Source organism: Streptomyces sp. NPDC097640, from assembly GCF_040302705.1.
In the GTDB taxonomy this organism is placed as follows: domain Bacteria; phylum Actinomycetota; class Actinomycetes; order Streptomycetales; family Streptomycetaceae; genus Streptomyces.
Genome location: NZ_JBEOSB010000037.1, coordinates 32388 through 57247 on the forward strand (window position 1 = coordinate 32388; position 24860 = coordinate 57247).

The window sequence follows — 24860 nt, forward strand, 5'->3', positions numbered from 1 at the left end:
CAGGGGCAGGGGCGACGTGGTCAGAGTGCTGATAGCCGAAGACATGCACATGCTGCGCAAGGCACTTGTCGCCCTGCTCGAATTCGAACCGGATATCGAGGTCGTCGCCGAGTTCTCGAGCGGTGCCGAAATCCTGCCGCGTGCGAAGGAGCTGCGCCCGGATGTCGCGGTCCTCGACATCGACCTCCCCGGCATGGACGGACTGACCGCCGCCGCCGAGTTGCACACCGCGGTGCCCGAGTGCCGGACGATGATGCTCACGAGCCTGGGCAGACCCGGCAATCTGCGCCGCGCCCTGGCCGCCCATGTCTCGGGCTTTCTGCTCAAGGACAGCACCCCGGACAAGCTGTGTGACGCCATCCGGGCGGTCGCGAAGGGCGAGCGGGTCATCGACCCGCAGCTCGTCCTCGCCGCCCTGGACGACAAGCCGCAGCCGCTGACCCCGCGCGAGCTGGAAGTGCTGCTGCTGGCCTCTCAGGGGGAGGGCTCCGCGCAGATCGCGGCCCGGCTCTATCTGTCGGTGGGGACGGTGCGCAACTATCTGACGTCTGTCGTCACCAAACTGAACGCGCGGAACCGGGTCGACGCCATCCGCATCGCCCGCGAGGCCGGCTGGCTGTAGCCGTCACGCCGTCACGCCGTCAAATGCGGTCATGCGACGTCGTACCGCTCACCGCCGCACCGTGCGGCCGTACTCGTCCTCCGTGCCCCGCTCACGCCCCTCCGGTGCCGCCTCCACGGGCAGTTCGAGCTCGGCCCGCAGCTCGAACCAGCCATCGTCGCGTACGCGCGCGCTCAGCCGCCCGCCCAGATGCTCCAGCCGGACCTTGAGGTTGCCGATCCCGCTGCCGCCGTCCGACCGGTCGGAGCTGTCGGCGCGCAGAATGGTCGAGGGCTTGCCCACCCCGTCGTTGGCGAGCGTCAGCCGGACGGTCCGGTCCGTGCGCCGCGCCTCGATCGTGCAGTGCTCCGCCTTGCTGTGGCGCAGCACGTTGGTCAGCCCCTCCCGCAACACGCTCGCCAGCACGGTGTCCACCAGACCGGGCAGCTCCCCGCAGTCGACCTCCGCGGTGGTGTCGATGCCGACGGCGGCCAGCATCGACTTGGCCGTGCCGGCCTCCGCGGACAGCGACATCTTGCGGTATCCGCTGGCCACGGCCCGCACGTCCGCGAGCGCCTGGCGCGAGGTCTGAAGGATCTCGGACAGCTCCTGCTGGGCGCGGGAGTTCTCCGGGGGCACCAGGCGGTGGACCAGCTCGCACTTGAGGGTGATGGTGGACAGGCTGTAGCCGAGCAGGTCGTGCAGATCGCGGGCGAACCGCAGCCGCTCCTGGGCCACCGCCAGGCGGGCCAGCTCGGCCCGCGACCGGGACACCTCGGCGACCAGCCCGGACAGCCGGGAGAGGCCGAAGACCACCAGCCCGGTCAGGGCGGTGGAGACGGTCGTGTACGCCACCTCGCCCCACCCGAACCCCACCTGGAACAGCAGCACATCGGTGCACCCCATGATGGCGGCGAAGGCCACCCAGGACAGCGGGGGCGGCAGCACCAGCAGCGAGGAGCCCGCCAGGAATCCCGGCATGCCGAGCCAGGCGTGTTTGAAGACCGCGAAGGGGAGGAAGGTCAGCAGCGCCTGGAGCCCCAGTGTCCAGTGCCGGGCCCCGCTGAGCCGGGGCGCGAGCCCGGGGAAGGAGTGCGTCAGCTGAAGCCCCAGCAGGGCGGCCAGCACGGGGAGCAGCGTCAGCATCAACAGCGCGGCGTCCACGGCCCGTCCGGACGGGCGCGCGTCGACCACGTAGGTGACCGCGACACAGAAGTAGCCCACGAGCACGACCGCCGTGATCACCACGGCCAGGCGCGGCGCGAGATCGTCGCGGTAACGAGCCGGGTCGTTCCCGGCTGCGTCGGGCAAGGGGGTCCCCTGCACTCGTCCTCCGGATGGTCGGGCCGGATTGGGTGGCTTGCCCGAGAGTATCCGAACTTTTCCAGGGGTGGAGAGACGGCGTAGGAGGCTGACGGTGCACAAAGGGTTACTGGAGCTCATGGCCGATCACAAGGGTTTACAGAAAGAGCGGGACGGGGTTGAGGTCGTGGTACGGGGTGGGTTCTTTCAGCCGCCCCAGGGTCACCGGCGTATGGAAGAGCCGGCCGGGCGCGAAGCGCGCCCAGTGCGGGCGCAGTCCGGGCACCAGCACCTTCGCCACGGGCAGCCCGACATCCGGCCGGGTCTGGTCGAGTACGAGCAGCTCCATGCCGAGCCCGCGGACCAACTCGGCTATGTGGCGCAGGGGATCGCGGGGCAGCGGGGACGGACCGGATATGCCCGCGCGCTCCGCCACCGCCCCTGACGGGGCCAGGTAGGGCTGGTTGGCGAGGGTCGCGGTGTGGAACCAGCGCAGCGCTTCGAGGTCGGCCGTCGCGCCGTACCCGCCGCCGTCGGCGCGGGCCTCGACCACGGGCGGCAGCATCTGGTTGAGCTCGGCCAGCGCGTGGCGCAGCGCGGTGTGCCGGTCGAAGTGGGCGCCGAAGCCCAGGGTGATGTCCTCGGCGGGCTTGTCGTGGCGGCGGGACACGGCCGCCACCACCGGGATGCCGAGGTCGGAGGTCAGGTCGAGCGCCCACACCTCGCGCCGCAGTCCGTCGTGGACGCGGCGCAGTTCGGCGATCCACGGGTCGTCGTAGGCGTCGAGGTCGAGCGCCGGCTGGCGGGTGCGGTTGTACCACCACAGGGCCACCGCGTCCCGCTCCACCAGCTCCAGGAAGCCGCGCAGCGCCGCGTCGGCCAGACCGCCCCCGGCGGCGGCGCCGTTGGAGTCGGCCCGGCAGTAGCGCCGCCCCGGCGGCTGGGGCGCGCCGTAATACAGCAGGGCGGTGGGCAGCAGCCGGTGGCGCTGTGCGGTGAGCGACCACATCGGCGTCCAGTCGAGCTCCGCCCCCTCGTCGAACGGATCGCAGACCCGGTGGCGCGCGGAGGTGCCCCGGTCGTGGAACTGTCTCGGGTCGAAGAGCTGCACCGCGTCGGGGTGCACGGCGTCCCCGGGGTCCAGATCGCGGTAGCGGGCGCGGCGGCGGGGCTCGTCCCCCTGGAAGTGGCCGCTGTAGTGCTCCAGGGCCTCGCACAGCGCGCTCGCCTGGGCCTGCTCGGTGGTCATGCCCTTGCCGTGGGCGGCGGTGTGCAGCCCGGCCCGTATGACGTCGAGGCCGGGGGGCGCGCCGGGGCCGGAGCGCGCGCCGGTCGCGTCGGTGGTGGTGGCGTCGGTGGCGTCGGTGGCGTGCACGTTGGCGTACGAAGGGTGTCTGGCGTGGAAGCAGTTGAGGAAGGCGGGCCCGCGCGGGTCCCGGCGGATGTCGCTCACCAGCCCGGTCACGGGGCTGATCAGATGCCCGTACGTCTCCATGATCCGCCGCGCGGGGATCTCGGCGAACTGCTCCGGGGGCGCGGCCGCGGGCGGTGGCATGGGCGTCCGTATCAGGGTCGCGACCAGCCGTGGGTCCCCGCAGGCGGGGCACTGCGGGCGGCGGCTCACGGCGTGGTGTTCCAGGGCGGAGGTGAGGGTGTCGAGGGTGCACAGCGCCCGCTGTCCCGGGTGGCGGTGCCCGGCCAGCCAGCCGGCCGCCTCCAGCGCGGCCAACTGGAGCGCGGCCGCGCGGCTGGCGGCCAGCGACGCGGGCGGGAGCGGCACCGGGCCCTGGCGGCCGAGTCTGCGCTGGACGTGCGCCTCCGCCTGTCTCCGCCGCCACAGCCGGTCGGCCAGGCAGGACCAGCACGGGTCGTCCGGTCCGCCCAGGAACGGGCCGATCCACGCCGTCGTGCCGACGGGCTTGACCGGCAGCCAGCGGCGGCCGGCAGCCCGGTGCTCGGCGTCGAGCGCCGAGAGGCGTTGATCGAGGTAGTCGTCGCACACCACAAGAGTGAGATGCGCGTCGCCGTGTTGACGCTTGCCGATTTGACATGACCCGTCCTCGTCCAGTGCGCGGATGCCGGCCGCCCGCAGCGCCTGGACGGCCTCGTCCCGGCCCGTGCAGCCGAGGGCCACGGGCGTCACGGCGGCGGCCCGCAGGGCGGCGGCGCAGGGCCTCCTCGGGAGGGCGAGGGGGGCCATGGCGGGGGTGGCGGTCACCCCCGCCAGCCCCCAGTACGCGTCCTCCGGGCGCGGGTGGCGCCCGCGCTCACACACCAGGCCCGCCTCGCACAGCCGGGCGATGACGCGCTCGACCTGTGCGGCGGCGGTCCGCACCGCGTTGTCGACGACGCCGGTGACACCGGTGACGCCGGTGACGCCTGTGGTGCCGGCGGTACCGATGACCTCCATGGCCCCGGCGGCGTCAGCGGCTTCCGTGACGCCGGCCGCGCCGGTGCGCACGGCGGCCTCGGCGAGGATGCGCTCCAGGTCCCTGGACCCGTCGAGCAGCGGCGCGAGCGTCTCGACCGTCCGCCCGTGCAGCGCCGTGACGCCGCGCTCCGAGACGAGATAGACGGCCTCTCCCGGGACCCGCTCGACCCGCAGATGCGGGGAGAAGCCCAATGTGCCCATCAGCAGACGCTGATGGTGCAGATGCAGATTCCCGGCGCGGGCGCCGGCCAGGGGTCGGCGAAGAGGTCCTCGATGACCAGATCGTCGGCGACGGGGAGCTGGCCGCCCGGGTCGGCGCTGCTCGGGCCCGTGGCGTACCGGGCCGGGGGGCTCGCGGGGAGCATGGATGTATGGGTCATTGGGGGCTCTCCTCGGGGTAAGAGGCGGTCCTGGCTAGGAGTCTGCGGTGACGGATCCATGGCTTGCCAGTGCTTATGTCATAACCAGGGTGTGAACTTGTCATGACCTCCGCCTCACAGGACTCATGGGCAGTTCGGGAGTCCGGCACTGGCCGTATCCAGGGCCCGCACGCGAGGCTTCTATGTGCCTCAATGGCAAGGCCGCGCGGCCAACGAGGCACCTGACGGACCGTCTGACGGAGGTGTACAGGACCATGGACATCAAGGTGTTGGGGCCACTGAGCGTCGAGGCCTGCGGTCAGTCGATCGTGCCCAGCGCGGGCAAGCCGCGGCAGATCCTTGCACTGCTTTCGGTCTACGCCAACCAGATGCTCCCGGTGCCCACACTTATGGAGGAAATCTGGGGCGCGCAGATGCCGCGCAGCGCGCTGACCACCTTGCAGACGTACATCCTCCAGCTGCGGCGGAGACTGGCCGCGGCGTACGGTCCCCAGGCGCCCGAGGCGTCGAAGAACGTGCTGGCCACGCGGTACGGCGGCTATGTGCTGGAGGCCCAGCCGGGTGCGGTCGACATCCATGAGTACGACCGGCTGGTCGCCGCCGGGCGGGACGCGCTCGACGCGGGCGACGACGTCGAGGCGTCGTTCCTGTTCCGCGAGGCGCTGGCGGTCTGGCGCGGTCCCGCCCTGGTGGATGTGCGCGTCGGCCCGATCCTGGAGATCGAGCTGGCCCGGCTGGAAGAGAGCCGGCTGGGCGTCCTGGAGCGGCGGATCGAGGCCGACCTCCGCCTCGGCCGCCATGCCGAACTCCTCACCGAGCTGACCGAGCTGACGGCCCGACATCCGCTCCACGAGGGGCTTCACGCGCAGTGCATGGCCGCCCTGTACCGGTCCGGCCGCCCGTGGCAGGCGCTGGAGGTGTACCAGGGGCTGCGCGGCAGGCTCGTCGAGGACCTGGGGCTCGAACCCTCGCCGCGGCTCCAGAAGCTGCAACAGGCGGTGCTCGCCTCGGACCCCGCGCTCGACCTGGAGCCGAGCGCCCACTGGCGCCGTCCCGTGCTCGACCTGTTCGCCGCGTAGGTCCGGGCCGGGCAGGGCCCGGCCGTACCTCCGCACCTCAGCCGTTCCACCCGTAACCCCCCGAACGCCCGGCGCCGCCCTTCTGCCGGGCCGGCTACGGCTCCGCTCCCCGACACCCCCCGCGCGGGAGAGCGGAGCCGTAGTGCTGTCCGGGCCCCGTACGCGCTGTCCGCGTCGGCCGGATCCAGCCGTATTCCAGGGCCTCCTGTCACGGTCCGGCGGTGAGACACACCACGAGCCAGAGGGGGCCCGCAATGCGCATCATCGACCTGTCGACACCGGTGGACGCCTCCGGCTGGGAGCCGGACCCGCTGATCCACGAGATCATGACGCCGGCCGAGGCGGCCCGCCACATGAGCGAGGAGATGCGCGAACACTTCGGCATCGAGTTCGACCCCGCCGAACTGCCGGGCCAGGAGCTGCTCTCCCTGGACACGCTCACCCTGACCAGCCACACCGGCACCCATGTCGACGCCCCCGCGCACTACGGCTCGACCGGCGCGTACGGGGTGCCCCGCACCATCGACCAGATGCCCCTGGAGTGGTTTCTGCGCCCCGCCCACGTCCTGGACATCACGGGCGTGGAGCCGGACACCCGCACCGTCGGGGTCCCGCACCTCGAGAAGGAGCTGGCCCGCATCGGCTGCCGGCCCCAGCCGCTGGACATCGTCCTGCTGCACACCGGCGCCTCCCGGCACGTCGGCACGCCCCGCTACTTCACGGAGTTCACCGGGCTCGACGGGCCCGCCACCGACTATCTGCTCGACCTCGGCGTCCGCGTCATCGGCACCGACGCGTTCAGCCTCGACGCCCCCTTCGGCGACATGATCCGCCGCTACCACGCCACCGGCGACCCCTCGGTGCTGTGGCCCGCCCACTTCGCGGGCCGCCGTCGCGAGTACTGCCAGATCGAGCGGCTGGCGGGGCTGGAGACCCTGCCGCCCACCGGATTCCGGGTCGCGTGCTTCCCCGTGAAGATCGCGGGTGCGGGCGCGGGCTGGACCCGGGCCGTGGCGCTGCTCGACGAGTGACGGACGCCTCGCCGCTCGCCGTCGGGGCGCTCCGTCCCGAGTCGAGCGGCGGTTGAGAGGCCGGCGGCACTGTCGCACGGACGGCACGGACGGCACGGACGGCATCGAGCAGGAAGGTCGAACCGACGTGAAGCATCAGCGCGTTACCGATCGACGGGGGAGGAGGCGGGTGGCGATCACCGGCATAGGCGTGGTGGCCCCGGGCGGCGTGGGGACCAAGGAGTTCTGGTCGCTGCTGACCGAGGGCCGCACCGCCACCCGCGCCATCTCCCTCTTCGACGCCACCCGCTTCCGCTCCCGGATCGCCGCCGAGGCCGACTTCGACCCGCACCACGAGGGCCTGACGCCGCAGCAGGTGCGCCGCATGGACCGCGCCTCGCAGTTCGCGGTGGTCGCGGCCCGGGAGGCGGTGTCCGACAGCGGCATCGAGGCCGCCGGGGTGCTGGGCGGCGCCGGGTTCGACCCGTACCGGGTGGGGGTCACCGTCGGCAGCGCGGTGGGCGCCACCACCAGCCTGGACACCGAATACCGTGTGGTCAGCGACGGCGGCGCGAAGTGGCTCGTCGACTACACCTACGCGGTGCCGCACCTCTTCGACCACTTCGTGCCCAGCTCCTTCGCCGCCGAGGTCGCCTGGGCCGTGGGCGCCCAGGGCCCGGCGTCGGTGATCTCCACCGGCTGCACCTCCGGCCTCGACGCGGTCGGCCACGCCGTCGAACTCATCCGGGAGGGCAGCGCCGACGTCATGGTCGCCGGGGCCACCGACGCGCCCATCTCCCCGATCACGGTCGCCTGCTTCGACGCCATCAAGGCCACCTCGCCCCGCAACGACGACCCCGAGCACGCCTCGCGCCCCTTCGACCGCACCCGCAACGGCTTCGTCCTGGGGGAGGGCTCGGCCCTCTTCGTCCTCGAGGAGCTGTCCCTGGCGCGCCGCCGGGGCGCCCATGTCTACGCCGAGATCGCCGGCTTCGCGTCCCGCTGCAACGCGTACCACATGACCGGGCTGCGCCCCGACGGCCGGGAGATGGCCGAGGCCATCCGCGTCGCCCTCGACGAGGCCCAACTGCCATCAACAAGCATCAACTACATCAACGCGCACGGCTCCGGCACCAAGCAGAACGACCGCCATGAGACCGCCGCCTTCAAACGCGCCCTCGGCGAGCACGCCCGGGCCACGCCCATCAGCTCCATCAAGTCGATGGTCGGCCACTCGCTGGGCGCCATCGGCTCCCTGGAGATCGCCGCCAGCGCCCTGGCCATCGAACACGGTGTCGTACCGCCCACCGCCAACCTCCATGAGCCGGACCCCGAGTGCGACCTCGACTACACCCCGCTGGTCGCCCGCGAGCAGCGCGTCGACACGGTGCTGAGCGTGGGGAGCGGCTTCGGCGGCTTTCAGAGCGCCATGGTGCTGGCCCGGGCGGACTCGGACCGGGCCGAGAGGGGAGCGTGGTGAGCGCCGCTGCCGTGTTCACCGGCATCGGCGTCGCCGCGCCCAACGGCCTGTCGACCCCGGAGTGGTGGAAGGCCACCCTGAACGGCGAGAGCGGCATCCGCCCGGTCAGCCGCTTCGACGCCTCCGGCTACCCGGCCCGGCTCGCGGGCGAGGTGCCCGGCTTCGACGCCGCCGAACACATCCCCAACCGCCTGCTGCCGCAGACCGACCACATGACCCGGCTCGCCCTGGCCGCCGCCCAGGAGGCGTTCGACGACGCGGGCACCGACCCCGCCCAGCTCCCCGAGTACTCCGCCGGGGTCGTCACCGCGAGCTCCGCGGGCGGCTTCGAGTTCGGTCAGCGCGAGCTGGAGGCGCTGTGGAGCAAGGGCGGGCAGTACGTCAGCGCGTATCAGTCCTTCGCCTGGTTCTACGCCGTCAACACCGGCCAGATCTCCATCCGGCACGGGCTGCGCGGGCCCAGCGGCGTCCTCGTCACCGAGCAGGCGGGCGGCCTCGACGCGGTGGCCCAGGCCCGCCGGCGGCTGCGCGGCGGCAGCCGGCTCATCGTCACCGGCGGCGTGGACGGGGCGATCTGCCCATGGGGCTGGACGGCACAGCTCGCGGGCGGCCGGCTGAGCCTCGCCGACGACCCCACGCGCGCCTATCTGCCCTTCGACGCCGCCGCCCGCGGCTATGTGCCGGGCGAGGGCGGGGCCATCCTGATCCTGGAGGAGGCCGCCGAGGCCCGCGCCCGCGGCGCCCGCGTCTACGGCGAACTGACGGGCTACGCCGCCACCTTCGACGCCAAGCCGGGCAGCGAGCGCGTCGGCGGCGTCCCCGCCCTGCGCCGCGCCGTCGAACTCGCCCTGGCCGACGCCCGCCTCGCCCCCGAGGACATCGATGTGGTCTTCGCCGACGCCGCGGGCCTGCCCGGCCTCGACCGGGCCGAGGCGGAGGCCGTCACCGCCGTCTTCGGGCCCCGCCGGGTGCCGGTCACCGCGCCCAAGACCATGACCGGACGGCTGTACGCGGGCGGGGCCGCCCTCGACCTCGCCGCCGCCCTGCTCGCGATCCGCGACGCCCTGATCCCGCCGACCGTCAACGTCACCCGGCTCGCCGAGGGCCTCGAGCTCGACCTGGTGACCGCGGAGCCGCGCCCCCGCCCCGTACGCACCGCCCTGGTGCTGGCCCGCGGCCGCGGCGGCTTCAACGCGGCGGCTGTGGTCGCCGCGGACCGCCCCCACTGATCGCGGCGCACCGTCAGCCCGCAGCCCTGAAAAGAGAGATGGACACGATGACACAGACGACCCGGATGACGCTGTCCGAGCTGACCGCCCTGCTGCGCGAGTGCGCGGGCGAGGACGAGACCGTCGACCTCGACGGAGACGTACTCGACACCCCCTTCACCGACCTCAACTACGACTCCCTCGCCGTGCTTCAGACCGTGGGCCGCATCGAGCGCGAGTACGGCGTCACGCTGGCCGACGACACGGTCGCCGAGGCCGTCACGCCCCGGCTGCTGCTCCAGTACGTCAACGCGGGCCTGACCGAGGCGCGCACCCGGCCCGCTCAGGCCTAGGGGGAGCCGCCGTGCGCGTACTCATCGTCGTCACCCCGATCAGCAGCCATCTGCTGCCGCTCGTCCCGCTGGCCTGGGCGCTCGCCGGGGCGGGCCATGAGGTGATCTGCGCGGGGGAGCCCGGGGCCGTGGAGGTGGCCCGCGCCGCCGGGCTGCACACCGTGGACATCGAGGCCGAGCCGCTGCCCGCCGACGCCCCGCCCCCCGCTCCGGCCCGCCGTACGGGAGGGGCGCCCGCGGCGGCGTGGGAACCCGACTGGGAGGCGCTCGCGGTCCGTTGGCGGTTCCGCGTCGGCCGGGTGATCGACGGGTATCTGAGATTCGCCCGGGAGTGGCGCCCCCACCTCGTCCTGTCGGACCCGGTCGAGTTCTGCGGGACGATCACCGCCGGAGCCCTGGGCGTGCCGTCGGTGGTCCACCGCTGGGGCACCGACGTCCTGACCACGCTGGCCCGCGGCCCCGCCCGCGCCGCGCTGCGGCCCGTGTGCGAGCGGGTGGGGACCCCGGGCGGGTTGCTGCCCGACCCCGACCTGCTGCTCGACCCGTGCCCGCCGCTGCTGCGCCACCCCCGCGCGGCCCCGGCCAGGCCGGTGCGGTTCGTGCCGTACAACGGCCCGGGCAGCTACCCCGTCCGGGGGCCGATGGCCTCGCCGGAGCGGCGGACCATATGCGTGTCGTTCAGCTCCCGGACCATCGACAAGGCGGGGACGGCGACTCTGGCGGCGGTGGCCCGGGCGTTCGACGGGCTGGAGGGGGCGCGGGGCGTGTTCACCCTGTCCCGGGCGTGCGCCGAGGAACTGGGGCCGCTGCCCGGCAACGTACAGGTGATCGAGCCCACGCCGCTCTCGCAGCTCCTGACGCGCTGCGCGGCCCTGATCCACCACGGCGGCTCCGGCACCGGGCTGACGGCTCTGCGCCACGGGCTGCCCCAGCTCGTCCTGGCCCCACCGCTGCCCAGCCTCGGCGTCTACGCCGAACGGATCGAGGCCTGTGGCGCCGGCCGGTCGCTCGACCCCGGCGAGCAGCTGGACCCCGAGGCGATCCGTACGGCGCTGCGCGAGGTGCTGGACGACCGGTCCTACCGGGCGGCGGCGGGCCGGGTGCGCGACGAGATGGCCGCGATGCCGGCGCCCGCGGAGGTGGTCGCCGAGCTGGAGGAACTGGCCGGGGCGCGCGCCGCGCCGGCGCGCGCCGCGGCCCCGCGCGCGGCCTGAGGCCGTGCCCGGGCCCGAGATATGCGAACAACTGTTTCAGGGATCACCGAGACGGATGGTCGCCGGGGAAGTGGCAGTCGTGTGTGCGGCTATCGCACTACGGTCCGATGTCATGAAGCTGGTGGTCCAGGTGAAACTGCTGCCGACGCCGGAGCAGGCGTCGGCGCTCGAGGCGACCCTGTGCGCCTGCAACCGGGCCGCCGACTACGCCGCGCAGGTTGCCTTCGCCAAGGGGCTGAAGGACCGCAACGGCCTGCAGAAGGAGGTGTACGCGGATCTTAAGGCGAAGTTCGGGCTGTCGGCGCAGCCGGTGGTGCGGGCGGTGAAGAAGGTCGTCGACGCCTATACGACGCTGAGGGCCAACCTGCGGGCTGGGAACCTGGGCTCGCCGATGTCCAAGCGGTACCGTGCGGCCGTCGGCACCCCCATCGGTTTCCGTCCGGAGGCGGCTCAGCCGTTCGATGACCGCTGCCTGTCGTGGCAGTACGACGCGCGCACGGTGTCGATCTGGACGGTGGCCGGGCGGATGCGCGGCGTCCGGTTCGCCTGCTCGCCTGACCAGTTCAAGACGCTCGTGGCCCATCGCCAGGGTGAGAGTGACCTGGTGCGGCGGGGCGGGAAGTGGTTCCTGATCGCCACCTGTGACCTGCCCGACCCGAAGGTGTACGAGCCGGTCGACTGGATCGGAGTCGACCGGGGCATCGTCAATCTGGCTACCACATCCGACGGCGCCAACTACCAGGGGCGGCGCCTGTCGCGCTACCGGCGCTGGCAGGCCCGCAAACGCGCTGAGCTCCAGGCCAGGCGGACCCGCTCCGCCACCCGCCGCCTCGCCCGCCGCGCGCACAGGGAGCGTCGCCATGCCACCTGCGTGAACCACCGCATCAGCAAGGAGATCGTGTCCGTCGCGCAACGCACCGGTCGCGGCATCGCCGTCGAGGCACTCGGCGGGATCCGCGAGCGGGTACGGCTACGCCGCGATCAGCGGGGCACCCTCTCCTCCTGGCCCTTCCACCAGCTCGGTCAGCACCTCGCCTACAAGGCCCGCAGGGCCGGGGTGCCGTTCCTCGAGGTGGATGCGGCCTACACCTCGCAGCGCTGCCCGCGCTGCGGGCATACCGAGCGGGCCAACCGGTCCGACCGGGATCATTTTCGCTGTCGTCGGTGCGGGCTCGCTGGCTCGGCCGATGTCGTCGCCGGGGTCAACATGCGCGATCGCGCACGCTCGGCGTGGGTGCTTGTCACCGCACCCGCACCCTCCCACTGACGTCAGCCGGGGGCTGGGTGGATGCGACCCGTGACCGTCCTGTCGTAGGGGGCAGTCGGGAGCGCGACGAGGTGTGAACGACCGAGCGCACAAGCTCGGCCGTTCGCGGCCGAGAAGGTGACCTTCGAGTTCGCGCACGGCCCGGCCGTCCCCCCGCCGTACAGCGAGGGCGCCCTGGCCGGGCGGCGGGCGCTGATCTCGGTGACGGTCGGGGCCCGGGAGTCGGCGTTCGCCGACCGGGGCATCCACGGTCGGCTGTCGGATGTCCTCTTCCCGGTCCAGCACGGCCTGTTCTGGTTCACGGGGATGGCGCCGCTGGAACCGTTCGCGGTGTACGACTCGCTGGATGTGGCGGAGGAGCGGTTCGCGGCGGTCAAGCGGGAGTACGGGCGGCGGCTCGACCGGCTCTTCACGGACGAGCCCGTCCCGTTCCGCACTCTCACCGGCGGCGACTACGGCCGCGACATGCGGTTGCTGCCGGGCGTCGAGGCGCCGGGCGCGAGCGGGCTGGACGTCCACGCCCGCGCGTGATCAGTCCAGGTCGTCGCGGTGGATCCGGCGGTCGAGCACCAGCCATCGGCCGTCCCGCCGCACCAGCAGATCCGCGCACGTAGTGGAAGCCCGCAGCGCGGACCGGCCGCCCCGCGCGGTCTCGATGACCTGGGCGTACGAGCGGACGAAGACGGTGTGCTCGTCCTTCGGTTCGAGGGAGAGCATGCCCAGCCAGTGGCGGCGCCGGATGCCGCGCGCGGCGAAGTCGTCGGTGGCCCGGCGGGCGCCGGCGGCGATGGCCGGCCGGCCGGTGAACGGCTCGGGGTGCGCGTTGGCGGCGAAGACGCCGTCCTCGGCGAAGGTCTCCGCCCAGGCCTCGGCCTCGCCGTCGTCGAGCAGCTGCATCTGGCGGGCGTAGAACTGCTGGATCTCCGCATACAGCTCGGCGAGGCCGGTGGGCCGGGTGGGGCCGGTGGGCCCGGCGGGGCTTGCCGGTGCGGTGGTGGCGGGGCGTGCCGCGACGGTCATGACGGTCCCTCTCTCGCGTCCTGTGTGTCGCGCGGCAGCGTCGCCGCGTGCCCTCGCACGCCCCTTGACGGGCGGTCGAACAGCCCGCTCGACCGCCGTGCGATCGAGGATCGAGAGCCCCCGGTCACTCTTCGGTGCAGACAACGCAACCAAGGATTCCGGGGAGGACGACGCGCATGGCGAGCGACGAGCGGCGAGTGGCGCTGGTCACGGGAGGCACGAGCGGAATCGGGCTCGCGGTGGCGCGGGGGCTGGCGGCGGCGGGCCTCGCGGTCTTCATCTGCGCCCGGACCGCCGAGTCCCTGGAGATGACCGTCAAGGAGCTGCGGGCCGCGGGCCACGAGGCCGACGGCGCCCGCGCCGATGTGAGCAAGCGGAAGGACGTGCGCGCCCTGCTGGCGGCCGTGACCGGGCGGTACGGCCGGATCGACGTCCTGGTCAACAACGCCGGGCGCAGCGGCGGCGGCGAGACCGCCGGGCTGGCCGACGAGCTGTGGTACGACGTGATCGACACCAACCTCAACAGCGTGTTCCTGACCACGCGCGAGGTGCTGGCCGAGGGCGGGATGCGGGACCGCGGCTGGGGCCGGATCGTCAACATCGCGTCCACCGGCGGCAAGCAGGGCGTCGTGCTCGGCGCCCCGTACTCGGCCTCCAAGCACGGCGTGATCGGCTTCACCAAGGCAGTCGGCCTGGAGCTGGCCAAGACCGGCATCACCGTCAACGCGGTCTGCCCCGGGTATGTCGAGACGCCGATGGCCGAGCGCGTCCGCCAGGGCTACGCGGCGGTGTACGACACCACCGAGCAGGCCATCCTCGAACGCTTCCAGGCCAAGATCCCGCTCGGCCGCTACTCGACCCCGCAGGAGGTGGCGGGCCTGGTCGGCTATCTGGTCACCGACACCGCCGCGTCCATCACCGCCCAGGCGCTCAACGTCTGTGGCGGGCTGGGAAATTACTGAGGGGAATGCGCGCCGTGACCACCACCGACTCGTATCTGACCACGCACGGCATCACCGTGCTGGCCCCGGCCCGCGCGGTGTACGACATCGTCGCCGAGGTCGCCGACTGGCCCCAGCGCTTCGCGCCCAATGTGCATGTCGAACACCTGGAGCGGACGCCCGACGGCGAGCGGATCCGGATCTGGGCCACCGCGGGCGAGGTGGTCAAGAGCTGGACCTCGCGCCGCGAGCTGGACCCGGACGGGCTGCGCGTCACCTTCCGGCAGGAGGTCTCCGCGCCGCCGGTGGCGGACATGGGCGGCGAGTGGATCATCACCGCGCACGGGGAGAACATCTCCCGGCTGGAGCTGCGCCATGACTTCCGTGCCGTCGACGACGACCCTTCGGGCGTCCGCTGGATCACCGCGGCGGTGGACCGCAACAGCGACTCCGAGCTGGCGGCGGTCAAGGCGCTCGCGGAACTCGGTGACCGTCTGGGGGAGTTGGAGTTCTCCTTCGAGGACACGGTGTTCACGACGGGCGACCCCGCGCTGGTGTACGACTATCTGTACCGCGCCGATCTGTGGCCCGAGCGGCTGCCGCATGTGTCCCGGCTCGACCTCAAGGAGGACCCGGCCGACGCCACCGAGCCGCGCGTCCAGGTGATGACGATGGACACCCGCACGGCCGACGGGTCGGTGCACACCACCGAGTCCGTACGGGTCTGCTTCGGGCCGGACCGCATCGTCTACAAACAGACCACCGTGCCCGCGCTGATGACCGCGCACACCGGCAGCTGGACGATCACCCCGGCGGGCGACGGCGTGGCCGTCACCTCCCGGCACACCGTGATCCTCAAGCCGGAGGCCGTGGAGCGGGTGCTCGGACCGGACAAGACCGTCGCCGACGCCCGCGCCTTCGTACAGCGCGCGCTGAGCACCAACAGCACCACGACGCTCCGCCACGCGCGGGCGTTCGCGGAGGCGGCCACTCGTGAGTGAGCCGAGCCATAGGGCTGAGCGGGGTGGCGGGGCCGGGAGGGGCGGCGGGGCCGTGCGGCTGGACGGGCTGCCGGCCGAGGCGGCCCGGGCCCACCCCACCCGGCCCGCGCTGGTGTGGGACGGAAACCCCGGGCAGACCCCGGCCCGCCGGGAGACGCTGGACTTCGCGGGGCTCGACCTGCGGGTGTCGCGCGCCGCGTACGCCCTGCGGCGGCTGCTGCCCCCGGGCCGGGAGGGCGGCTCGGTGGTGGCGGTCGCCTCCGTCCTGCACCCGGACTTCGCCGTGGCCTATTACGCGGCCGCGCGCGGCGGAAACGTGGTGGCGGTGGTCAATCCGCTGCTGCGCGAGGAGGCGCTGCTGCATACCCTGTCGGTGAGCGAGGCGCGGCTGGCGCTCGTGGACGCCGGGCTGTACGCGCGGCTCGCCGCCGTGCGCGACCGGCTGCCCGCGCTGCGGGAGGTGGTGCTGATCGGCCCGGCCGAGCCCGGGGCGACCGGGGCGACCGGGCCGGACGTGCCGGACGTGCCGCGCCTGGACGATGTGCTGGAGAAGCGGACGCTGGTGGGGCCGCCCGGCACGGTGGGCCCGGACGACGTGGTGTGCGTCCAGTTCACCAGCGGTACGACGGGACTGCCCAAGGCCGTCCGGCTCACCCACCGCAACCTGGTCGTCAACGCGGCGCAGATCGCCGAGGCCCATCGGGTCGACGGCGGCTCGGTCGCCCTCAACCACCTGCCGACCTACCACCCCATGCACCTCAACTCGGCCGTGTTCGCGGGCGCCACGCAGGTGCTGTGCGCCGCGCCCGACCCCCTCGACGCGGTGGCGGCGGCCAACCGCCACTCCGCCACCCACTTCTACAGCCTCCCGGTCCGGCTCGCCCGGCTCGCCACCCACCGCGCCCTCGACGGGCTGGAGCTGACGACCGTACGGCAGATCGCGTCGGGCGGCTCGGCGCTGCCGGTGCGGGACGCGGTGCGGCTGGCCGAGCGGTTCGGGGTGCCCGTGTTCCAGGGGTACGGGCTCGCCGAGACCTCCCCGCTGACCCACAGCGACGACCCGGCCCGCCCGGAGCCCGGCTCGGTGGGCCGCCCGGTGGCGGGCACCGAGTGCCGGGTCGTGGACGTCGAGCGCCGTACGGTGTCGGCGTCCGGCGAGGTGGGCGAGGTGCAGGTGCGCGGGCCGCAGGTGATGAAGGGCTACCTCGGCGGCCCGGACGGCACCGGCCTGGAGGACGACGGCTGGTTCTCCACCGGAGACGTCGGCCGGATCGACGAGGAGGGGCGGCTGTTCCTGGTCGACCGGCTCGGCGACACGTTCAAGTGCGACAACTTCCTCGTCGCGCCGGCCGAGGTCGAGCAGGTGCTGCTCGACCACGAACTGGTCCGGGAGGCCGTGGTCTTCGGCCTGCCGGATCCCGCGCGGGGCGCGCTCGCCGCCGCGCTGGTGGTGCTCCGGCCGGGCGCGGGCGGGCCGGAGGCCACCGCGGGGGCCATCGCGGCGGCCGTGGCCGAGCGGCTCCCGTACTACCAGCGGCCGCACCACATCGAGGTGGTGGAGGCCATCCCGCGCAACGCGAACGGAAAGGTGCGGCGCCGCGCCCTGCGCGACGCCCTCGTCCACACCCAGGAAGGCCATACCCCGATGTCGTCATGCGACGAGCTGGACCACCCGACCGGTCTGTTCACCGTCATCAACACCTTCACGCTGAAGGACCCGGGCCGGGCCGATGAGTTCGAGCGGCGCTTCCTCGACCATGTGGCGTGGATGCGCGCCCAGGAGGGCTTCGACTCGCACCAGGCGGTACGGCTGGTGGAGCGCCCGGGGGTGTACGTCAACCTCGGCCGCTGGCGCTCGCCCGAGTCCTTCCAGCGGGTGCGGGGGAGCGAGGTGTTCCAGGCGCACGCCGAGCAGTTCCACGAGCTGGTGGACGTGGACGCCGACCCGTCCCTCAATGTGCTGCGGGCGGGCGGCGATGTCGCCGAGGGCGCGCCGGTGGTGGTCGTCGAGCATCTGGGCGCCGAGGGCGCGGAGGGGGCCGAGGGGGCCGGGGTCGGCCTGGACGCCTTTGCCGACTCCTACCGGGCGTACGTCCGGGAGCTGGCGGCGCGGCCGGGCTTTCTGCACGCCGACCTCAGCCGGTCGCTGACGAGGCCCGGCAGCTACACCTTCGTCACCTGGTGGTCGGACGGGGGCGCCTGGCGCGCGTCCCGCGCTGGCGCCCCGGCCGCCGGTACGGCCGAGCGCGCCGTGCACCTGGCCGCTCACGCCGCGGACCGGAAAGCGGCGAACCATGTCGCCTGAACCAGCCGAGCCAGCCGAGCCAGCCGAGCCGGGTGAGCCGGGTGAGCCGGGTGACCCGGTCACGCTGGGGCTGGAGGGAAAGGTCGCGCTGGTGACGGGCGCGACCCGCGGGGTCGGGTTCGCGGTGGCCCGCAAGCTGGCCGCCGCGGGCGCGCAGGTGATCCTCGACTACGCGCACAGCGACGCGGACGCCGAACACGCGCTCCGCGAGCTGTCCGGACTCAAGGGTGGCGCGATCGCCCGCCGGGCGGATGTGACCAGCCCCGAGCAGCTGCGCGCGCTGCTGGCCGAGGTGCGCGAGCGGTACGGCCGGCTGGACATCTTCGTGCACAGCGTCGCCTCCTGGCACCCCATGCCCGCGGTGGGAGCACGCGCCGGGGACATACGGGCCGACCTCTCGGCCGCCCTGGACCCGCTGCTGTACGGGGCCTCCGCGATCGCTCAGCTGATGGCGGGCGGCCCCGGGCGGATCGTCGCGGTGTCCAGCAGCGGGGCCCACCGGGCCGTGCCGCGCTACGTCGGCCCCGGGATCGCCAAGGCGGCGCTGGAGAGCCTGGTGCGCTATCTCGCCGTGGAGCTGGCGGGCCGGCGGATCGCGGTCAACGCGGTGGCCACCGCGAAGCTCGACAAGGGGCCGGACACCCCCGACCCGGCCGCCGCCGCGGCGCTGGCCGCGCGCACCCCCGGCGGCCGGCTCACCACCCCGCGCGACGTCGCCGATGTGGTGGCCCTGCTGTGCACGGCGGAGGCCGGCTGGATCCAGGGCCAGGTGATCACCGCGGACGGCGGCCTGGGGCTGCGCGCGTGAGCGCGGCCCCGGCGGACCGGAGGGGAGTCGAGGTGGCGGAGGAGTTCGACACCGACGTGTGCGTGGTCGGCGGCGGACCGGCCGGGCTGGTCCTGGCCCTGCTGTTGCTGCGCTCGGGCGTCCGGGTGGCCGTGGTGGAGCGCGCCCGCGGCCACCACCGGGAGTTCCGCGGCGAGATCCTCCAGCCCGGTGCGATGGCGCTGCTGGACGAACTCGGCGTGCTGGCCGGGGCCCGGGCGCGCGGCGGTCACGAGCACGACCGGTTCCGGCTGGTCGAGGGGGACCGCGTGCTGCTGGAGGCCGACTACCGGCTGCTGCCCGCCCCGTACGACCACCTGCTGAGCATCCCCCAGGCGCATGTACTGGACGAACTCCTCGACCACTGCGCCAAGTTCGACGGCTTCCAGTGGCTGGACGGGCGCCGGGTCGGCGGTCTGGTGCGCCGGGAGGGGCGCGTCGCGGGCGTCACCGCCGCAGGGCCGGAGGGCCCGTGCACCGTACGGGCCCGGGTGGTCGTCGGCGCGGACGGGCGCTATTCGCGGATCCGGCGGCTGGCGGGCATCGGGGCGGGGCGCACCGAGGCGTTCGACCACGACGTGCTGTGGTTCAAGCTCACGGAGCACAAGAACACCGGCAAGAACACCGGCAAGAACACCGAGAAGAACAGCGGCAGGAGAGGGGCCGGGCAGGAGGGCCGGCGGGAGCGGGCGCGGGAGCGGGAGCGGCCGGGCGTCGAGCCCCCGCTCCGCGATGTGCGGGTGTTCCGCGCCGGCGGCAGCCCCGTGCTCGCCTACGCCTCGTGGCCCGACCGCATCCAGATCGGCTGGACCCTGCCGCACCAGGGGTACCGCGACATCGCCGGGCAGGGCCTGGACCACGTCAGGGAACAGCTCTGCCGCGCCGTGCCGCCGTACGCCCACCTCATCCGCGAACAGATCCGCTCCCCGCGCGACCTCAGCCTGCTGGACGTGTTCTCCTCACGGGCCGAGCGCTGGACCGACGACGGGCTGGTGCTGATCGGCGACGCCGCCCACACCCACAGCCCGATCGGCGCCCAGGGCATCAACCTGGCCGTCCAGGACGCGGTGGTGCTGCACCCGGTCCTGGTCGGCGCGCTGGCCGCGGGCGACACCGGCGCGGCCCGCCTCGGGGTCTTCGAAGAGCGCCGTGGCCCCGACATCGCGGCCGTGATGCGGCTCCAGACCCTCCAGAGCAAGGCGATGCTCTCGCAGGGCCCCATCGCCACCCGGGTCCGCCCCCGGCTCGCCCGCGTGCTGCGGCACACGCCGCTCTACCGCAAGGTCCTTCACCGCATCGCCTACGGCAATCCGTCGATCCGCATCTCGCACGGCTAGAGAGTGTCCGCAGGATTTTTTCCCGCCCCGCCCCTTCCCGACCCAGGGGCTCCGCCCCTGGACCCCAGGGCCTGGGGCGGAGCCCCGGTTGAGGGAAGGGGCGGGGCGGGGGCGCCGCGTCGATGTGCGGCTCCGCCGCGTGGCAGGGCTCCCGATGTGGCCCACGTCGGACCGGAAGTCCGGTGCACGGCAGGTCCGTGGCGAGGTTCACCGGTCTTCGAGGGGTCCTCGACCGGGCGCTCACATGCTCGCGCTGTCCGCTAAGGAGGACTTACATGAAGGCTCTCGTGCTGTCCGGTGGGTCGGGCACTCGCCTGCGCCCGTTCAGCTACTCGATGCCCAAGCAGCTCATCCCCATCGCCAACAAGCCGGTCCTCGAACACGTCCTGACGGCGATCCGCGACATCGGCGTCACGGACATCGGCATCGTCGTCGGCAACCAGCTCCGGGCGATCTCTGGGGCGCTGGGCGACGGTTCGGCCCTCGGCGTGCGGATCACCTACATCCAGCAGGCCGAGCCGCTGGGGCTGGCGCACTGCGTCGCCATCGCCCGCGACTTCCTGGGCGACGACGACTTCGTGATGTACCTCGGCGACAACATGCTCCCGGAAGGGGTGGCGGCCGTCGCGGCCGAGTTCCGCGCCAAGCGGCCCGCCGCGCAGGTGGTGGTGCACAAGGTCCCCGATCCGCAGGCGTTCGGGGTCGCCGAGGTGGGGGCGGACGGCTCGGTGCTGCGGCTGGTCGAGAAGCCCGCGCGGCCGCGCACGGATCTGGCCCTGATCGGCGTGTACTTCTTCACCCCCGCCATCCACGAGGCCGTCGCCGCGATCGAGCCGAGCGCGCGCGGCGAACTGGAGATCACCGACGCCATCCAGTGGCTGGTCGCCCGGGGCGAGACGGTACGGGCCAGCGAGTACTCGGGCTACTGGAAGGACACCGGGCGCGTCGAGGACGTCCTGGACTGCAACCGCGAGGTGCTGCGCACCCTCACCCGCTCGGTGGCGGCGGACGTCGACGAGGTCAGCGAGATCACCGGTCCGGTCGTGGTCGAGCCGGGCGCCCGGGTGGTGCGCTCCCGCATCGAGGGACCGGCGATCATCGGCGCGGGCACGCTGGTGGAGGACAGCCACGTGGGGCCGCACACCTCGGTCGGCAGCCACTGCGTGCTGCGCGACACCCGGCTGGACGACTCGATCGTGCTGGACGGCGCCTCCCTCTCCCGGGTGCGCGGGCTGTACGGCTCGGTCATCGGCCGCTCCGCCGCCATCGCCACCGTCCCGCCCCCGGAAGCAGCCCCGGAAGCAGCACCGGAAGCCGCCCCCGAAGCCGCCACGGGCGTCACCACCGGCCCGCGGATGGCCTCCAGCCGCCACCGCCTCGTCGTCGGCGATCACACCCGTATCGAGGTGGCCGCGTGAGGATCCTGGTCACCGGCGGCGCCGGCTTCATCGGCTCGACCTACGTCCGCACCCTGCTCGCCGACGGCTACCCCGGCTGCGCGGGCGCCCGGGTCACCGTCCTGGACAAGCTGACCTACGCCGGACACCGGGACAGCCTCCCGGCCGCCGATCCGCGCCTGACCTTCGTACGCGGCGACATCTGCGACCCCGCGCTGCTGAGCGACCTCCTGCCGGGGCACGACGCGGTGGTGCACTTCGCCGCCGAGTCGCATGTCGACCGCTCCCTGGAGGCCGCCGCCGACTTCGTGACCACCAACGCCTGCGGCACCCAGATCCTGCTCGACGCCTGTCTGCGCGCCCGCGTCCCCCGCGTGGTGCACGTGTCCACTGACGAGGTCTACGGCTCGATCGAGCACGGCTCGTGGACCGAGGAGTGGCCGCTCGCGCCCAACACCCCGTACGCGGCGTCCAAGGCGGCCTCCGACCTGATCGCCCGCGCCTGCTGGCGCACCCACGGCCTCGATGTGTCCATCACCAGGTGTTCCAACAACTACGGCCCCTACCAGCACCCCGAGAAGCTCATACCGCTGTTCGTCACCAACCTCCTGGACGGCAAGGAGGTCCCGCTCTACGGCGACGGCTCGAACATGCGCGAGTGGCTGCACGTGGAGGACCACTGCCGCGCGATCCACCTGGTGCTCAACCGAGGCCGGGCGGGCGAGATCTACAACGTGGGCGGGGGCAACGAGTACACCAACGCCGCCCTGACCCGGCGGCTGCTGGAGCTGTGCGGCGCCGACGAGCGCATGGTGCGCCACGTCGCGGACCGCAAGGGCCACGACCTGCGCTATTCCCTCGACGAGACGAAGATCCGGGAGGAGCTGGGCTACGCGCCGCGGGTGCCCTTCGACACCGGCCTGGCCGCCACCGTCGCCTGGTACCGCGACAACCCGGGCTGGTGGAAGGGGGAGACGCGCGGATGAGTCTCACGCAGCGGCACCAGCCGGGGGACGACCCGGGGCCGCGGGCCCACAAGGACCACGGGGGCCACAAGGACCACACGGACACGCAGGTGCTGGTGGTCGGCGCCGGGCCCGTGGGGCTCACCATGGCGCATGAACTGGCCCGCCACGGGGTGCGGGTGCGCCTGGTGGACGGCGCCCCGGGCCCGGCCACCACCAGCCGCGCCCTGGCCACCCACGCGCGCACCCTGGAGACCTACGACCAGATGGGCGTGGCCGCCGAGCTGCTGCCTCGCGGACAGCGGGTGGAACACTTCACCCTGCACCAGAACGGCCGCCGCCTCATCCGCCTCGACACCGACTACAGCCGGCTGCCCACCCGTTTCCCCTTCACCCTCATGGTCGACCAGGTGATCACCGAGGAGGTGCTGCGCACGGCCGCGTCCCGGCACGGGGTCGACGTGGAGTGGGGCATGCGGCTGACCGGGTTCGAGGACCTGGGCACCGCGGTGCGCGCCCGGCTGAGCCGCGCGGACGGCGGCGTGGCGGAGATCCGGGCCGGGTGGCTGGTCGGCTGCGACGGCGGGCACAGCACGGTGCGCAAGAAACTCGGGCTGCCGCTGCTCGGCGACTCCAGCGAGACCTGGCTGATCGCCGACGCGGTCGTGGAGTGCGATCTGCCGCGCGACAGCATCCACTGGATGCGCACCCCCGCCGGGACCGTGATGATGGTGCCCTTCCCGGAGCCCGGCAAGTGGCGGCTGCTGGACACCACGGACGTCGACTACGACAGCGGCGAGGGGCAGGACGCGGCGGTGGCGCGGCGGTTCGCCGCCAAGATCCGCGCGGGCACCGGCCGCCCGGCGCGGGTGGGGACACCCACCTGGGTGTCGGTGTTCTCCATCCAGCAGCGCATGGTGCCGCGCATGCGGGCGGGGCGGGTGTTCGTCGCGGGCGACGCGGCCCATGTGCACAGCCCCGCCTCCGGACAGGGCATGAACACCGGGGTCCAGGACGCCGCCAACCTCGCCTGGAAGCTCGCCGCCGTCATCCGCGGCGAGGCGAACACCCGGCTGCTCGACTCCTACGGCGTGGAGCGGGTGCCGGTCGGCGAGCGGCTGCTGCACTCCACGCGGTTCGCCACCGCGCTGGTGCAGCTCCGCAGCCGTACCGCCGCCTCGCTGCTGCGCGCGGCGTTCGGCGTCGTCCGCGCGCTGCCGCCGCTCAGGGCCCGTATCCAGCGCCGGATCATGGGCGGGATGACCGCGCTCGATCTGACGTACCGGGCCGGGTCCGCGGTCCTGGGGGAGACGGCCGGCACCCGGGTGGCCAAGGTCGGGCCGCGGCGGGCGGCGCGCAGCCCCGGGTGGCGGGAGCTGACCGCCGAACTGGCCCGGCCCGGCTGGACGCTGCTCGCCTTCGCCACCCCCGACCAGTACCCGTCGCTGTGCGCGCTCGCCGAGGCGTACGGCGGCTATCTGAGCGTCCGTACGGCCGTGCCCGGGTCCGTGCCCGGGACGGCCGTGGAAGGCGCGCCGGGGCCGCTGGCCGACCCGGGCGGCCGGCTGCGGGCCGACCTGGGCGCCGAGCCCGGCGGCTGGCTGCTGATCCGGCCGGACGGCTACTCGGCGGCCCGCGGCACCGCCGCCGACCGCCCGCGCGACGCGCTCGCCGCGCTGGGGCTGCGGCCGGTGCTGTACGTGGTCGGCCGCCCCGCCGCACCGCGGCCCGAGGTGCTGGGAGGCGAGTCCTGATGCGAGCCCTGATGCGCGTCCTGCGCGCGGTCTCCCACCGGCCGGCCCCCGGCACCGCCCCCTACGACACCGACTCTCACCTCAGGACGTGGCATGGAGATTGTGGGAAACGGGTTCCTCGCCCGGAGTCTTGAGCCGATCGCCCATCAGCACCCGGACACCGTGGTCCTCGCGGCCGGTGTGTCCTGGGCGAGCGGCACCTCGGACGCGGACTTCGCACGGGAGGCGGCCCTGCTGGCGGAGGTGGCGCGGGGGTGCCGGGCCACCGGACAGCGGCTGCTGTTCTTCTCCACCGCCTCCACCGGGATGTACGGCGCGGTGGACGGCCCCGGCCGGGAGGACGCCCCGGTCGTGCCCTGCACGCCGTACGGGGCGCACAAGCTGGGCCTGGAGCGGCAGTTGCACGCCTCCGGGGCCGAGTGGCTGGTGCTGCGCCTCGGCCATCTGGTCGGCCCCGGGCAGCCGCCGCACCAGCTGCTGCCCGCGCTGGTGCGGCAGATGCGGGAGGGCCGGGTGCGGATCCACCGGGGGGCGGCGCGGGATCTGATCGACGTGGTGGACGTGGTGCGCGTCATCGACCTGCTGCTGACCCAGGATCTGCGGGGCGAGACGGTCAACGTGGCCTCGGGGGAGGCGGTTCCGGTGGAGCGGATCGTCGACCACCTGGAGGGACGGCTGGGCCTGGTGGCGCACCGGGAGTACCGGGAGGCAGGCGCCCAGCACGTCATCTCCACCGAGAAGCTGCGGGCCCTGGTCCCGCAGACGGCCCGGATGGGCTTCGGCCCCGGCTACTACCGACGGGTCCTCGACGCCTTCGCCAAGACCTGCGCCACCGGCCCGGCCGTACCCGAAGCGCCCGGCTGCCGCTGATAGCGGGCGTGCGGTCGAGGGGCCGCCGCCCGACCGGGTGTCGAGGGCGCTTCGAGCCGATGACGGCAGGGTCCGGTCTGTACGGAACGGACGACGACGGCACAGGCGGCGGCACAGGC

At 73.6% G+C, this 24860-nt stretch carries 22 protein-coding genes; 18 read left to right on the forward strand and 4 right to left on the reverse strand.

Translation table 11 applies throughout. The annotated features are described in order from the left end of the window. Nucleotides 1–16 precede the first annotated feature (16 nt). Nucleotides 17–622, forward strand: a complete 606-nt coding sequence (locus ABTY62_RS40730) for a response regulator transcription factor (RefSeq protein ID WP_311730444.1) — start codon at nucleotides 17–19, stop codon at nucleotides 620–622. A gap of 48 nt (nucleotides 623–670) precedes the next feature. On the opposite strand, the gene ABTY62_RS40735 is transcribed toward ABTY62_RS40730, so the two are convergent. From ABTY62_RS40735 to ABTY62_RS40745, 3 genes are all read right to left on the reverse strand, one after another. After that, nucleotides 671–1912, reverse strand: a complete 1242-nt coding sequence (locus ABTY62_RS40735) for a sensor histidine kinase (protein ID WP_352134420.1) — start codon at nucleotides 1910–1912, stop codon at nucleotides 671–673. A 148-nt stretch (nucleotides 1913–2060) separates the two neighbouring features. Next, a complete protein-coding gene (locus ABTY62_RS40740; protein ID WP_352134421.1) occupies nucleotides 2061–4535 on the reverse strand; it encodes a TOMM precursor leader peptide-binding protein in 2475 nt (824 codons plus the stop codon). Further along, nucleotides 4535–4714, reverse strand: coding sequence for a hypothetical protein (locus tag ABTY62_RS40745; RefSeq protein ID WP_352134422.1), 180 nt, complete (start codon nucleotides 4712–4714; stop codon nucleotides 4535–4537). Before ABTY62_RS40745 ends, ABTY62_RS40740 begins: the two co-directional genes overlap by 1 nt. Before the next feature lie 254 nt (nucleotides 4715–4968). Here ABTY62_RS40745 and ABTY62_RS40750 point away from each other — a divergent pair, with 254 nt between their 5' ends. The 8 genes from ABTY62_RS40750 to ABTY62_RS40785 all read left to right on the forward strand — a co-directional run bounded on the left by ABTY62_RS40750 (nucleotide 4969) and on the right by ABTY62_RS40785 (nucleotide 12856). Then, a complete protein-coding gene (locus tag ABTY62_RS40750) occupies nucleotides 4969–5793 on the forward strand; it encodes an AfsR/SARP family transcriptional regulator (RefSeq protein WP_311730440.1) in 825 nt (274 codons plus the stop codon). Nucleotides 5794–6047: 254 nt separating this feature from the next. Beyond that, a complete protein-coding gene (locus ABTY62_RS40755) occupies nucleotides 6048–6824 on the forward strand; it encodes a cyclase family protein (RefSeq protein WP_311730439.1) in 777 nt (258 codons plus the stop codon). Between the two features lie 169 nt (nucleotides 6825–6993). Further along, nucleotides 6994–8283, forward strand: coding sequence for a beta-ketoacyl-[acyl-carrier-protein] synthase family protein (locus ABTY62_RS40760; RefSeq protein WP_352134423.1), 1290 nt, complete (start codon nucleotides 6994–6996; stop codon nucleotides 8281–8283). Next, nucleotides 8277–9512, forward strand: a complete 1236-nt coding sequence (locus ABTY62_RS40765; protein ID WP_502997617.1) for a ketosynthase chain-length factor — start codon at nucleotides 8277–8279, stop codon at nucleotides 9510–9512. Before ABTY62_RS40760 ends, ABTY62_RS40765 begins: the two co-directional genes overlap by 7 nt. A gap of 47 nt (nucleotides 9513–9559) precedes the next feature. Continuing rightward, nucleotides 9560–9844 (forward strand): acyl carrier protein, encoded by a 285-nt coding sequence (locus ABTY62_RS40770; RefSeq protein WP_352134425.1) that lies wholly within the window; start codon nucleotides 9560–9562, stop codon nucleotides 9842–9844. A gap of 11 nt (nucleotides 9845–9855) precedes the next feature. Further along, the gene (locus ABTY62_RS40775) at nucleotides 9856–11058 is read left to right on the forward strand and encodes a nucleotide disphospho-sugar-binding domain-containing protein (RefSeq protein WP_352134426.1); all 1203 of its coding nucleotides are present in this window, start codon (nucleotides 9856–9858) and stop codon (nucleotides 11056–11058) included. Between the two features lie 112 nt (nucleotides 11059–11170). Further along, a complete protein-coding gene (locus ABTY62_RS40780; protein WP_352134427.1) occupies nucleotides 11171–12325 on the forward strand; it encodes an RNA-guided endonuclease InsQ/TnpB family protein in 1155 nt (384 codons plus the stop codon). 117 nt (nucleotides 12326–12442) lie between these two features. Next, nucleotides 12443–12856 carry an NAD(P)H-dependent oxidoreductase gene (locus ABTY62_RS40785; protein ID WP_352134428.1) on the forward strand — a complete coding sequence of 138 codons (414 nt, stop codon included), beginning with the start codon at nucleotides 12443–12445 and terminating at the stop codon, nucleotides 12854–12856. Here ABTY62_RS40785 and ABTY62_RS40790 read toward each other — a convergent pair whose 3' ends face one another. After that, nucleotides 12857–13345, reverse strand: coding sequence for a nuclear transport factor 2 family protein (locus ABTY62_RS40790; RefSeq protein ID WP_352134429.1), 489 nt, complete (start codon nucleotides 13343–13345; stop codon nucleotides 12857–12859). Between the two features lie 176 nt (nucleotides 13346–13521). Between ABTY62_RS40790 and ABTY62_RS40795 the strand changes: the two genes are divergently transcribed. The 9 genes from ABTY62_RS40795 to ABTY62_RS40835 all read left to right on the forward strand — a co-directional run bounded on the left by ABTY62_RS40795 (nucleotide 13522) and on the right by ABTY62_RS40835 (nucleotide 24741). Next, a complete protein-coding gene (locus ABTY62_RS40795; RefSeq protein ID WP_352134430.1) occupies nucleotides 13522–14307 on the forward strand; it encodes an SDR family NAD(P)-dependent oxidoreductase in 786 nt (261 codons plus the stop codon). A gap of 5 nt (nucleotides 14308–14312) precedes the next feature. Then, nucleotides 14313–15287, forward strand: coding sequence for an aromatase/cyclase (locus ABTY62_RS40800; protein WP_352134431.1), 975 nt, complete (start codon nucleotides 14313–14315; stop codon nucleotides 15285–15287). A 52-nt stretch (nucleotides 15288–15339) separates the two neighbouring features. Continuing rightward, a complete protein-coding gene (locus ABTY62_RS40805; protein WP_352134432.1) occupies nucleotides 15340–17592 on the forward strand; it encodes an AMP-binding protein in 2253 nt (750 codons plus the stop codon). Next, nucleotides 17582–18400 carry an SDR family oxidoreductase gene (locus tag ABTY62_RS40810; RefSeq protein ID WP_352134433.1) on the forward strand — a complete coding sequence of 273 codons (819 nt, stop codon included), beginning with the start codon at nucleotides 17582–17584 and terminating at the stop codon, nucleotides 18398–18400. Before ABTY62_RS40805 ends, ABTY62_RS40810 begins: the two co-directional genes overlap by 11 nt. Continuing rightward, a complete protein-coding gene (locus tag ABTY62_RS40815) occupies nucleotides 18397–19755 on the forward strand; it encodes an FAD-dependent monooxygenase (RefSeq protein ID WP_352134434.1) in 1359 nt (452 codons plus the stop codon). The genes ABTY62_RS40810 and ABTY62_RS40815 overlap by 4 nt, the downstream gene beginning before the upstream one ends. Nucleotides 19756–20030: 275 nt before the next feature. Beyond that, nucleotides 20031–21173 carry a glucose-1-phosphate thymidylyltransferase gene (locus ABTY62_RS40820; RefSeq protein ID WP_352134435.1) on the forward strand — a complete coding sequence of 381 codons (1143 nt, stop codon included), beginning with the start codon at nucleotides 20031–20033 and terminating at the stop codon, nucleotides 21171–21173. Next, nucleotides 21170–22138 carry a dTDP-glucose 4,6-dehydratase gene (rfbB, locus tag ABTY62_RS40825; RefSeq protein ID WP_352134436.1) on the forward strand — a complete coding sequence of 323 codons (969 nt, stop codon included), beginning with the start codon at nucleotides 21170–21172 and terminating at the stop codon, nucleotides 22136–22138. Before ABTY62_RS40820 ends, rfbB begins: the two co-directional genes overlap by 4 nt. Beyond that, complete coding sequence (locus ABTY62_RS40830) at nucleotides 22135–23871, forward strand: FAD-dependent oxidoreductase (protein WP_352134437.1); 1737 nt, start codon at nucleotides 22135–22137, stop codon at nucleotides 23869–23871. Before rfbB ends, ABTY62_RS40830 begins: the two co-directional genes overlap by 4 nt. Nucleotides 23872–23964: 93 nt before the next feature. Further along, nucleotides 23965–24741, forward strand: coding sequence for an NAD-dependent epimerase/dehydratase family protein (locus tag ABTY62_RS40835; protein ID WP_352134438.1), 777 nt, complete (start codon nucleotides 23965–23967; stop codon nucleotides 24739–24741). The last annotated feature ends 119 nt before the right edge of the window (nucleotides 24742–24860 follow it).

Bases quoted from the DNA above. Each gene is read 5' to 3' on its own strand.
- ABTY62_RS40740 (WP_352134421.1), bottom strand. From the start codon at position 4,535: ATGGGCACATTGGGCTTCTCCCCGCATCTGCGGGTCGAGCGGGTCCCG.
- ABTY62_RS40745 (WP_352134422.1), bottom strand. From the start codon at position 4,714: ATGACCCATACATCCATGCTCCCCGCGAGCCCCCCGGCCCGGTACGCC.
- ABTY62_RS40750 (WP_311730440.1), top strand. From the start codon at position 4,969: ATGGACATCAAGGTGTTGGGGCCACTGAGCGTCGAGGCCTGCGGTCAG.
- ABTY62_RS40755 (WP_311730439.1), top strand. From the start codon at position 6,048: ATGCGCATCATCGACCTGTCGACACCGGTGGACGCCTCCGGCTGGGAG.
- ABTY62_RS40770 (WP_352134425.1), top strand. From the start codon at position 9,560: ATGACACAGACGACCCGGATGACGCTGTCCGAGCTGACCGCCCTGCTG.
- ABTY62_RS40780 (WP_352134427.1), top strand. From the start codon at position 11,171: ATGAAGCTGGTGGTCCAGGTGAAACTGCTGCCGACGCCGGAGCAGGCG.
- ABTY62_RS40790 (WP_352134429.1), bottom strand. From the start codon at position 13,345: ATGACCGTCGCGGCACGCCCCGCCACCACCGCACCGGCAAGCCCCGCC.
- ABTY62_RS40795 (WP_352134430.1), top strand. From the start codon at position 13,522: ATGGCGAGCGACGAGCGGCGAGTGGCGCTGGTCACGGGAGGCACGAGC.
- ABTY62_RS40800 (WP_352134431.1), top strand. From the start codon at position 14,313: ATGCGCGCCGTGACCACCACCGACTCGTATCTGACCACGCACGGCATC.
- ABTY62_RS40810 (WP_352134433.1), top strand. From the start codon at position 17,582: ATGTCGCCTGAACCAGCCGAGCCAGCCGAGCCAGCCGAGCCGGGTGAG.
- ABTY62_RS40820 (WP_352134435.1), top strand. From the start codon at position 20,031: ATGAAGGCTCTCGTGCTGTCCGGTGGGTCGGGCACTCGCCTGCGCCCG.
- ABTY62_RS40830 (WP_352134437.1), top strand. From the start codon at position 22,135: ATGAGTCTCACGCAGCGGCACCAGCCGGGGGACGACCCGGGGCCGCGG.
- ABTY62_RS40835 (WP_352134438.1), top strand. From the start codon at position 23,965: ATGGAGATTGTGGGAAACGGGTTCCTCGCCCGGAGTCTTGAGCCGATC.